Source organism: Mycolicibacterium sp. P4_G11 (genome assembly GCF_056555145.1).
Genome location: NZ_JBFUJW010000008.1, coordinates 263,577 through 272,529, shown reverse-complemented (window position 1 = coordinate 272,529; position 8,953 = coordinate 263,577). Strand labels below are relative to the sequence as shown.

Here is an 8,953-nt window from a genome sequence, read left to right as displayed (position 1 = left end):
TCGCACCGGCGACGGGCGCTGGTGGTGCGGCAGCGGGCGGCGCCAGCCAGGCCGCGGGCCGCCCGCCGGTCGGTGGCGGAGGCATGGGCGGCGGCATGGGTGGCGGGGGCGGCCACGGCGGCAACCGCGAGGGCGGCAAGGAGAAGAAGCGCAACGCGAATCTGTCGCCCGACGAGGTCCTGTACACGGAGGACCGCGCCTTCACCGACGGCGTCATCGGGCACCGGCGCCGCACCAAGATCGATGACAAGAAGGACACCAAATGATCGAGATGCATCCCGAGGTCGCTGCGGTTCTCCAGCAGGCCCAGCGCCTGCAGTCGGTCATGGACGAGCAGCTCGCCAAGATGAACACCGAGTCGTTCACCGCGACCGACGAAGCCAAGACCGTCGAGGTCACCCTCAACGGCCACCACTGGCTGACGGATCTGTTCATCGAGGATGGCCTGCTCCGCCTCGGCGCGGATACCGTCGAAGCCCGGATCAACGAGGCCCTCGGCAACGCGACCGCGAAAGCGACCGAGTCCATCGACGCTGATCGAGCCCGGCTCAACGAGCTCGTCGCCGAGATCACGGCCAGCAATCCACCTGCTCAGCCGTGACCTTCAGTGGATGAAGATCGCCACGCTGACAGCGGCGACCGCGACAGTGTCGCTGCTGGCCGCCTGTACGACAGTCACATCCGGCGAGGCGACGAAGGACCCGTCGTTCAAACCGGGTGACGCCATCGTCAGCCTCCTGAACCCGGGCAACTACCCGACGGCACCCAAGCCGGGACCTGCGATGAAGCCGGGAGCCGAGAGCGGACGGATCATCGACGGCGAGCGCATGGGCGAATACGTCGTCGGCCCGTGGGAAGTTGACCCGCAGCTGATTGATATCGACGTCAACGCCACCGGTCTGATGCTTGGGGTGGGTTCAGTTTTCCCCGGACTGGACGATGTGGCGAACAAGCATCAATTCATCTACGGGTTCGGCTCCACCCGAGGCACACCCAGCGACGCCGACCATCAGCGCGCCATCCAGAACACAGTCTTGCGCTTTCCAAATCCCTACGCAGCCGCCGCTGCGGCTGCTGATTTCTACACGCAGGGCCGCACCGCCCACGATCCGTCCGCGAAACTCAACATCCCGGTACCAGGGCATCCTGAGGCGCGAGCGTCCCAACTCACAATGCCGGACGGAACTTTCGCCACCTCGATCATCTCCACGCATGGCCCGTTTGCCTTGATTCAAGGCGGCACGGCACAGGAAAGCGCCGACGTTTCAATGCAATTGGCTCTCAAAGCGCTCGATCTGCAAGCACGCAGGATCGATGACTTCAAGCCGACGGACCCCGGCCAATTTGCCACCATGCAGACCGATCCCGACGGATTGCTCAGACTGACGGTCCCCACCAAGAACCGAGTCAGCAACCAGGGCTTGTGGGGTCCACGCGGGTATCTCCACTTCGATACCGACCCCATCGGCACCTCGGTTGCTCTTACGGAGGCCGGCGTCGGCGCAATTTCAATCCGCGGAACGCACGTCTACCAGTCCCGCGACGCCGCCGCCGCAACGCAATTGGCAGCCAAACTGCTGGCAACTATGACCAGAACCGAACCCGGACCTGTTGTCCAAGGCCTGCCATCGGCTAGATGCGTGACCATCGCCAGTGACAGCGTGAAAGCCAATATCAACACGTGTGTCGCCGCCGTTGGGCGGTGGGCGTTTCAAGGCGCTTCGATACAACCGTTTGACGCCACGCAGAAGATGGCCTCGCAGTATCTGCTGCTGACCGCGAAATAGCGGCACCTGGCTCAACGGGCGTCTACTCGCCTCCAACCACCGCGCCAGGGCGACGGCAGCTGAGGCACTCGGCCGCTCGAATGCGTACAGTTCGCGGAGAGTCACTGCGTAACGCCTAGGGGAGCAGCGCAGTCAGGGGAGACGATGGGGAGCGTCATGAAGATCGTCAAGTTGGCCACAGCGACTGCCGCAGTATCACTGCTGGCGGGCTGCACAACGGTGACGACTGGCGACGCCACCAAAGACCCGACATTCAAGCCAGGCGACGCCATCGTCAGCCTCCTGAACCCGGGCAACTACCCGACGGCGCCCAAACCGGGGCCGGCTCTGAAGCCGGGAGCCGAATCCGGCCGGCTCATCGACGCGGAGCGTCTCGGTGAATTCGTCGTCGGTCCGTGGGAAGTCGACCCGACGCTGACCAGCATCGGGGTGAACGTGACGGGCATCTATCTCGACGCCGACAGTCTGGTCAGCGTCGAGCCCGGCCCAATGAAGCAGATCGCCAAAGATCATCAACTCATAAACGGGTTCGGTTCCGGTCGCGGAACGGTTCGCGGCGCGGACCGAGACAACGAATTGGTGACGCTGGTGCTGCGTTTCCCAACGGCCGACCTGGCCAACGATGCCGCCCGCCAATTTTCAGAGCAGGCCCCTACCGTAGATCGAGCCTCACCCAATCAAAAGGCATCGATTCCCGGTCACCCCGAGGCCTTGGCACACCAGTCCACACTGGCAGGCGGCACATTCACGGTCACCGCCTACGCGCCACACGGACCGTACGTCCTGTACCAATACGCGACGAGTGACGGAAACCTCGACATCGCAACACAACTGATCGCCAAGTCGCTGGGCCTGCAGGCCGGTCGAATTGACGGCTTCCGCCCAACTGATCCAGCGCAGTTCGCCACCATGCAGACCGATCCCGAAAGCCTGCTCAGCCGGACAGTGCCCACCAAGGAACACAGAGCAAACCAGGGCTTGTGGGGGCCCCGGGGCATCGTTCATTTCGACGACGACCCAGTCCAAGCTTCAAGTGCGCTGACGGCAGCCGGCGTGGACGTCGTTTCGGTGCGCGGCACCCACCTCTACCGGGCCAAAGACGCCGCCGCCGCGGCGCAGCTCGCGCAGAAGTTCGCCGAGCCTGACGGCAAGAACCCCACCGAACCGGGTCCCACTGTGCCCGGCCTACCCGCAGCGAAGTGCCAGGCAATCGATGCCGCCGAGGTGAAGGCGCGGGTGTATGCCTGTTCCGCCGCACTGGACCGGTGGGTCTACACCGCTTCGTCGTTGCAGCCGTTTGACGTTACACAACGCATGGCGTCCCAGTATCTGCTGCTGACTGCGAAATAATCGGACGACAATGACCTCGACCTTCAACCCCGGCGACATCGTGGCCGGTTACACCATCGAATCCATCCTCGGTGTCGGCGGCATGGGTGTGGTCTACAAGGCCAAAAACCCACAGCTGCCACGTAGCGATGCCCTGAAGGTCCTCACCACCTCTATCCAGGGTGACGGCCAGTTTCGCGAGCGCTTCCTCCGGGAAGCCAACGTCGCCGCAACACTCGACCACCCAAATATCGTCGCCGTCTACTCGCGCGGCGAAACCGAGGCCGGACAGCTGTGGATCGCCATGCAGTACGTCGCCGGCACCGATGCCGACCAGGAGGTCCGGTCGGGGCGAATGTCTCCAGCGCGCGCCGCGCGGATCATCACCGAGGTCGCCAAGGCGCTCGACTTCGCGCACCGACGCGGCATCATGCACCGCGACGTCAAGCCGGCCAACTTTCTGCTGGCGAATGCAGAGGGTCCAGGCGATGACGAACGCGTCTTCTTGGCGGACTTCGGGATTGCCCGCGCCTTCGATGATGCCGCGCACCTGACCACCGACGGCTCGGTGATGGCGTCCATCGCCTACGCCCCGCCGGAAGCGCTCAGCGGGCAGCAGGTCGATTCCCGCGCCGACGTCTATTCGTTGGCCTGCAGCCTCTTCGTGCTGCTCACGGGCAGGACGCCGTACGGGGGGCTGCCGGGCGGCATCGCTGCGATCGCGGCAGCACATGTGACGGGAGAAATCCCGCGCGTCACCGATCGGGCGCCCAACCTGCCGTGGGCACTGAACGAAGTGATCGCCCGCGGCATGGCGAAAGACCCCAACGCGCGCTACCAAACCGCGCGGGAATTCGCCGCCGCGGCCACTGCCGCCGCCGCCAATAGCGGCCCGGCGCCACAGCCACCCAGTCAACTACCTCACCCAGGGCCACAGTCCTGGCCACCGCGCCACCCCACGCCACCAAGTGGCGTATTGACCTATCCGAGCGGACAGTTCAGCGGTCCCTACCAACCTGGCCCGCCACGCGGCCCGATGCCGCCGCTGATGACACCCAGTCCTCGGACGGCACCGACGAACAGCGGGCGCAAACGTCGATTGGTCATCGGTTCCGCGGTCGCTGCCGTCGTCACCGTCATCGTGGTCGTCGCCTCGATCATGCTGTTCGGCAAACCCGGTGCGCCGGCCTACACGGCGCAGTCGTTCACCCACGCACACGGCAGCACCGAAATCACCAGCGCGCCAACAGCTGTCGCCGCTCTTGGCCCCGGAGATGCCGATGCCGTGCTGTCTCTCGGCCTGCAACCCGTGGCGATCGCCGGCGCGGGCACGACCCTGCCCTCGTGGCTCCAGTCCAAGATCACCGGAAATCCGTCCGTCAAGGACACCGTAGGGTTCATCGATACCAGCGCCATCCAGGCCGCGAAACCCGACGTCATCATTGCCACCGGCGATATCGACGACGCGACATACCAACGCCTCGCTGCCATCGCCCCGACCGTGACTCAGCCGAAGGACACCAGCCGAGCATGGAATTGGCAGACCCAGCTCAAATGGATCGGCAAGATCGTCGGCCGCGACAGCGAAGCCGACAAACTCATCAGCCAGGTGGCTTCCCAGCAGACTGATCTGAAGAATCAGAATCCGAGGGCAGCGGGGAAAAGCGTCCAGCTGATCCACGTGTCCGACGACGGCGTGAGTCAGACGCTGACGCCGTCCAACGCGGCGGACTATCTCAGCTCGCTCGGCCTGAACTACGACGCGAGCCTACGACTTCAACCCAATGACAGTAGTTCAAGCCGGTCGATGCCAGATCAGGCGAAATTGTTCCAGGTCCGCACAGAAGTACTGGTCGTTGTGCGCACCGACAAGGCCGCAGGCAACGGCGGCGCGGCGGGTCTTCCCTACCAGTTGGCTGCCTATCGCGGGTCGATGATCATCGTGGACGACCCCAATACCGTTGCGGCATTTGCCGATCCCGGCGGCTATCTGGCCACCGAGTATCTCGACGCCAATTTCGTTCCGCTGATGAGCATCATCCGCTGATTCACAGGCCGGCGGCGATCTTCGCCACCAGATCGCGCCCCTTGGGCCCCACGTTCGGAGCACAAACCCGCACGTCGATGATCACGTTCCGCCGGGCACCCAACGTATGTTGGCAGGGAACTTGGGTGCCGTCTCCAGCCGTGCCCGACATCGAAACACTGATAACCGAGTCGACCGACTCGACGCTGTCCAACGCATACGTCAGCGGAACCTGAGTGCCTGTAATGGTCGCCTGCTGCTTCTGGCATTGCCGCCATGTCTGGGCGGTCCTGTCCCGAAAGTCCGCCGCGTCCGCATCCGTCGGAAACGCGGCGACCACCTGCACAACTTGAGCATGTTGATCCCCATGAAGGAGCTGTCCCGCGAAGCCTGTTCGGCCGTAGTAACGGATGGTGTCGAGACCGGGCATAACAGCTTCGAGGCACCGCGTTGGATCGACCCTCAGCTTGGTATCCGGCTTTCTGAAGATCGCCTCCGGCGTCATGGCGACGCCCACCAGGTCGCTGATCTCGGACGGAGATCCCAACAACCGCGGTAGCCCAGCATCATCAATGGGCCTGGCGGCAGCTGACGTGGCTGTCGGTGGCACAGTCCCCGTCGACTGCGGGGAGGCCGTCCCCGAGATCTTCTGGTCCGTCAAGGAACATCCGGCCGCCAATACCACTGCCACACCGACAATCAACGGTGCGCGCCAGGCTCCGTGCTGGTTCATCTGTACCTTCCGTCAGCTGACTTTGTCAGTGATCTGCTTGGCCAGCTCCGCTGCCTGAGTGCCGCCGGCCGGACTGCACGTCAACACGTCGACGACCACGTCGTTCTTGCTGGTCAATACGTGCTGGCAGCTGTGTCCCGGCTCGGTGAATACCGCAGTGACCGTGCCCTTGTCAGCGGTGACCGCACCGACTGCCAGCTGCCGCGGCTGGCCATCGGCCGTGAACGTCACGGGCGTATTCGCACAGCCCGACCACGTCGCGGCGGCCGGAACCCCTGCTGCCGCTTGGGGTCCCGGGTAGCCGACGACATACGCCACCATCCAGATGTTCGCATCCGCCGGATTGTGCAACTCCATACCCGACATCCCGGTGAACCCCGGCGCGAAGGTCGTGGCGCTGCCCGCGTCCGCTACACCGGCACACGGTGGGGGAGTGGCTGTCCCGGTTCTCGGGAGCTCGGCGGTGACGATGGTCGCCGTCGCCATCGGCGGCGACTGCATGACGGTGCTCACCGCCTTGCCGTCGGGGAGCAGGTTGGCCAGATCGATGCGGTGCCCCGGAGGCGCCGCAGCCTTGGGTGGCGCTGCAGGTGCCGTCGGCTGCGTCGGCCGGTTCCCGGAGTCCCGGGTCAGGTAGGTCATGCCGACCACAAACCCCGCGGCCAACACCACCGCAACCACGATCGCGACAACTTTGGACGAGCCGGCCTTCGCACCACCGTCACCCGGCAACCGCAGCCGCCGGTACACCACGAACGCCGCCACCGCACCCAGCAGCACCAGCACACCGATATCGAGGGCCCACCACCGTAATTCGTGATGCCACAGCTGGTCGTCGACCGACATCAGTGGGGCAATCTTCAGCAGGTCGACCACGCTCGCCGAGGCCGCAAATCCCCACCGCCCCGGCAGGAACCACGACGCCTGATCCAGGCCAGCGCGTCCCGTCACGGGAATCATGCCACCGGAGAACACGATCGACAGCATGATGACGACGACGAGCATCGGCAGGATCTGCTCGCTGGACCGCGCCACCGACGACAGCAGCAGGCCCAGGATCGCCGAAACAATCGCTGCCACAGTCAAGCTCACATACAGGTCCAGCGTCGGGCTACCCAGCGCCAACGCGCCCTGCGTGGGCGCACCCTTCCCGATCACCACGATCGCCACCACGATCGCCGTCTGAATGGCGGTAAACGCGCTGTAGACAATGACTTTCGCGGCCAGGTACGCAGCAGCCGACAATCCGACCGCTTGCTCTCTGCGGAAGATCGTGCGCTCACCGACCAGGTCGCGGATGGTCAGCGCGGTGCCCATGAACACCGCCGCGATGTTGGCGACAATGAGCAATTGGTTCGGTTCGTTGGGCGAGTGGCCCACAGTCGCTACACCGAAACCGGTGTCTCCCGGCACAATCAGCGACATCGCGCCCAGGATGAACGGCAGCAGCAACAGGAAGCCGGTGTAGATCCGGTCGGCGAAGATCAGCTGCAATTGCCGGCGCGCGACGGTGAGCATCTGACGACCAGTACTGGTGCGGGCCGGAGCACCCAACGGGCCGGCAGGTTCCGGGGGCGCCGGTGGTTGGTTCGCCGCTGGGTTGTTCTGCAGGAACACCACGTGCGCCGCGTCCGGGTTGCCCGAGACCCAGGCGAAGATGTCGGCCCAGTCCTGAGTTCCCATCGCCGACCCGACTGCTTGCGGCGGCCCCGCGTAGACGGTCTTACCGCCGGGCGCCAAGAGCAGCACCTGGTCGCACATGTTGAGGTAGGTGAGGGAGTGCGTCACCACCAGGACTGTGCGCCCGGCGTCGGCCAACCGCCGCAGCATCTGCATGACCTGCCGGTCCAGCGCAGGGTCCAATCCGGAGGTCGGCTCGTCGAGGATCAAAAGTGATGGGCCGGTGAGCAATTCGAGCGCTACGGAGGCCCGTTTGCGCTGCCCGCCCGAGAGTTTGTCCACGCGCTTGTCGCGGTGCTGGGTGAGCTCCAGTTCAGCGAGCACCCGTTCCACCACCGCCTGTCGATCTTCCTTGCTGGTGTCGGGCGGCAACCGGAGTTCGGCGGCGTAGTTCAGGGCTTGGCTCACCGTCAACTGCCGGTGTACGACGTCATCTTGCGGCACCATGCCGATCCGCGACCGCAGGGACGCATAGTGCGCGTGCACGTCATGTCCGTCGAAGGTGACCTGACCGGACGTGGGCTTGGTGACGCCGCCGAGCAGCCTGATCAACGTCGACTTGCCTGCCCCCGACGGCCCGATCACCGCCGTGAGGGTGCCGGGCCGAGCGTCGAACGAGACGTTGGTCAGCAGCTGATGACCATCGATGGCGAGGCCGACCTGACGCACCTCGATACCACCGGTGGCGACCGCCTGACGCGACTGGACCGTGGTTCCGCCGGTGAATACCAAGTCGGTGTTGCCGATTGTGATGACGTCCCCGGGCCGCAAGGTGACGGCCTCGACACGGTGTCCGTTGACGAAAGTGCCATTGCCGGAACCGTTGTCGTACAGCTGGGTTCCGGTCGGGGCAGCCACCAGGTACGCGTGGATCCGGGAGGCCAGGGAATCCTCGACCTTGATGGTCGCGGTCGAGTGCCGCCCGATGGTGACCGCCCCCGCAGGCGGACCCGAAGAGCGTTGCGGGGCGGGCGCTGGTGGGCGCGGGTGCGCCGGTGGCGGCGGGGCGGGCCGTCGCGGCGGGGGCATCTGCTGCGTCGGCCGCGGCGGAAGCGCCTGCGCCGGCGGCGGCCGGAACTTGGCGACGGGGATGACCTGCGTGGCCGTCCGGAAGTGCAGCTGCGGTCCGTCCGGGGCACCGACCGCCAGCACGAGGTCATCACTGATGACGGCCGACGGCACCCGCGTTCGGTTGGCGAAGATTCCGTTGCGGGACTTGTCGATTGCCACCCACTGACCGACGCCGGGGTCTACCCGGATGACCAGATGCAACCGAGACACCAGATGCTTGGCGCCGGGGCCGGCGTCAGGAATTCTGACGTCCGACGCCTCGCCGCGGCCGACGGTGACCTCCTTGCCGGGCGGGAAGGTGAACATGGCGCCGCCGAGCGTCACGAT

The 8,953-nt window shown here is 65.4% G+C and carries 6 protein-coding genes and 1 pseudogene; 5 read left to right on the top strand and 2 right to left on the bottom strand.

Annotated elements, in window-relative coordinates; genetic code table 11:
* The 5 genes and pseudogenes from AC1U2B_RS19780 to AC1U2B_RS19760 form a co-directional block, all read left to right on the top strand.
* Positions 1–266: pseudogene (locus tag AC1U2B_RS19780) on the top strand (PPE domain-containing protein); the annotation flags it as partial.
* Positions 263–601, top strand: a complete 339-nt coding sequence (locus AC1U2B_RS19775; RefSeq protein WP_020099970.1) for a YbaB/EbfC family nucleoid-associated protein — start codon at positions 263–265, stop codon at positions 599–601. The pseudogene AC1U2B_RS19780 and the gene AC1U2B_RS19775, both read left to right, overlap by 4 nt.
* A 10-nt stretch (positions 602–611) precedes the next feature.
* Positions 612–1,787, top strand: a complete 1,176-nt coding sequence (locus tag AC1U2B_RS19770) for a DUF7373 family lipoprotein (protein WP_480218100.1) — start codon at positions 612–614, stop codon at positions 1,785–1,787.
* A 156-nt stretch (positions 1,788–1,943) separates the two neighbouring features.
* Positions 1,944–3,137, top strand: coding sequence for a DUF7373 family lipoprotein (locus AC1U2B_RS19765; protein WP_480218099.1), 1,194 nt, complete (start codon positions 1,944–1,946; stop codon positions 3,135–3,137).
* A gap of 10 nt (positions 3,138–3,147) precedes the next feature.
* Positions 3,148–5,163 (top strand): serine/threonine-protein kinase, encoded by a 2,016-nt coding sequence (locus AC1U2B_RS19760; RefSeq protein ID WP_480218098.1) that lies wholly within the window; start codon positions 3,148–3,150, stop codon positions 5,161–5,163.
* Position 5,164: 1 nt separating this feature from the next.
* Here AC1U2B_RS19760 and AC1U2B_RS19755 read toward each other — a convergent pair whose 3' ends face one another.
* Together AC1U2B_RS19755 and AC1U2B_RS19750 are read right to left on the bottom strand one after the other, a co-directional pair.
* A complete protein-coding gene (locus AC1U2B_RS19755; RefSeq protein ID WP_480218097.1) occupies positions 5,165–5,875 on the bottom strand; it encodes a sensor domain-containing protein in 711 nt (236 codons plus the stop codon).
* Between the two features lie 12 nt (positions 5,876–5,887).
* On the bottom strand, positions 5,888–8,932 hold the full coding sequence (locus AC1U2B_RS19750) for an ATP-binding cassette domain-containing protein (RefSeq protein ID WP_480218119.1): 3,045 nt from the start codon (positions 8,930–8,932) through the stop codon (positions 5,888–5,890).
* Positions 8,933–8,953 lie beyond the last annotated feature (21 nt).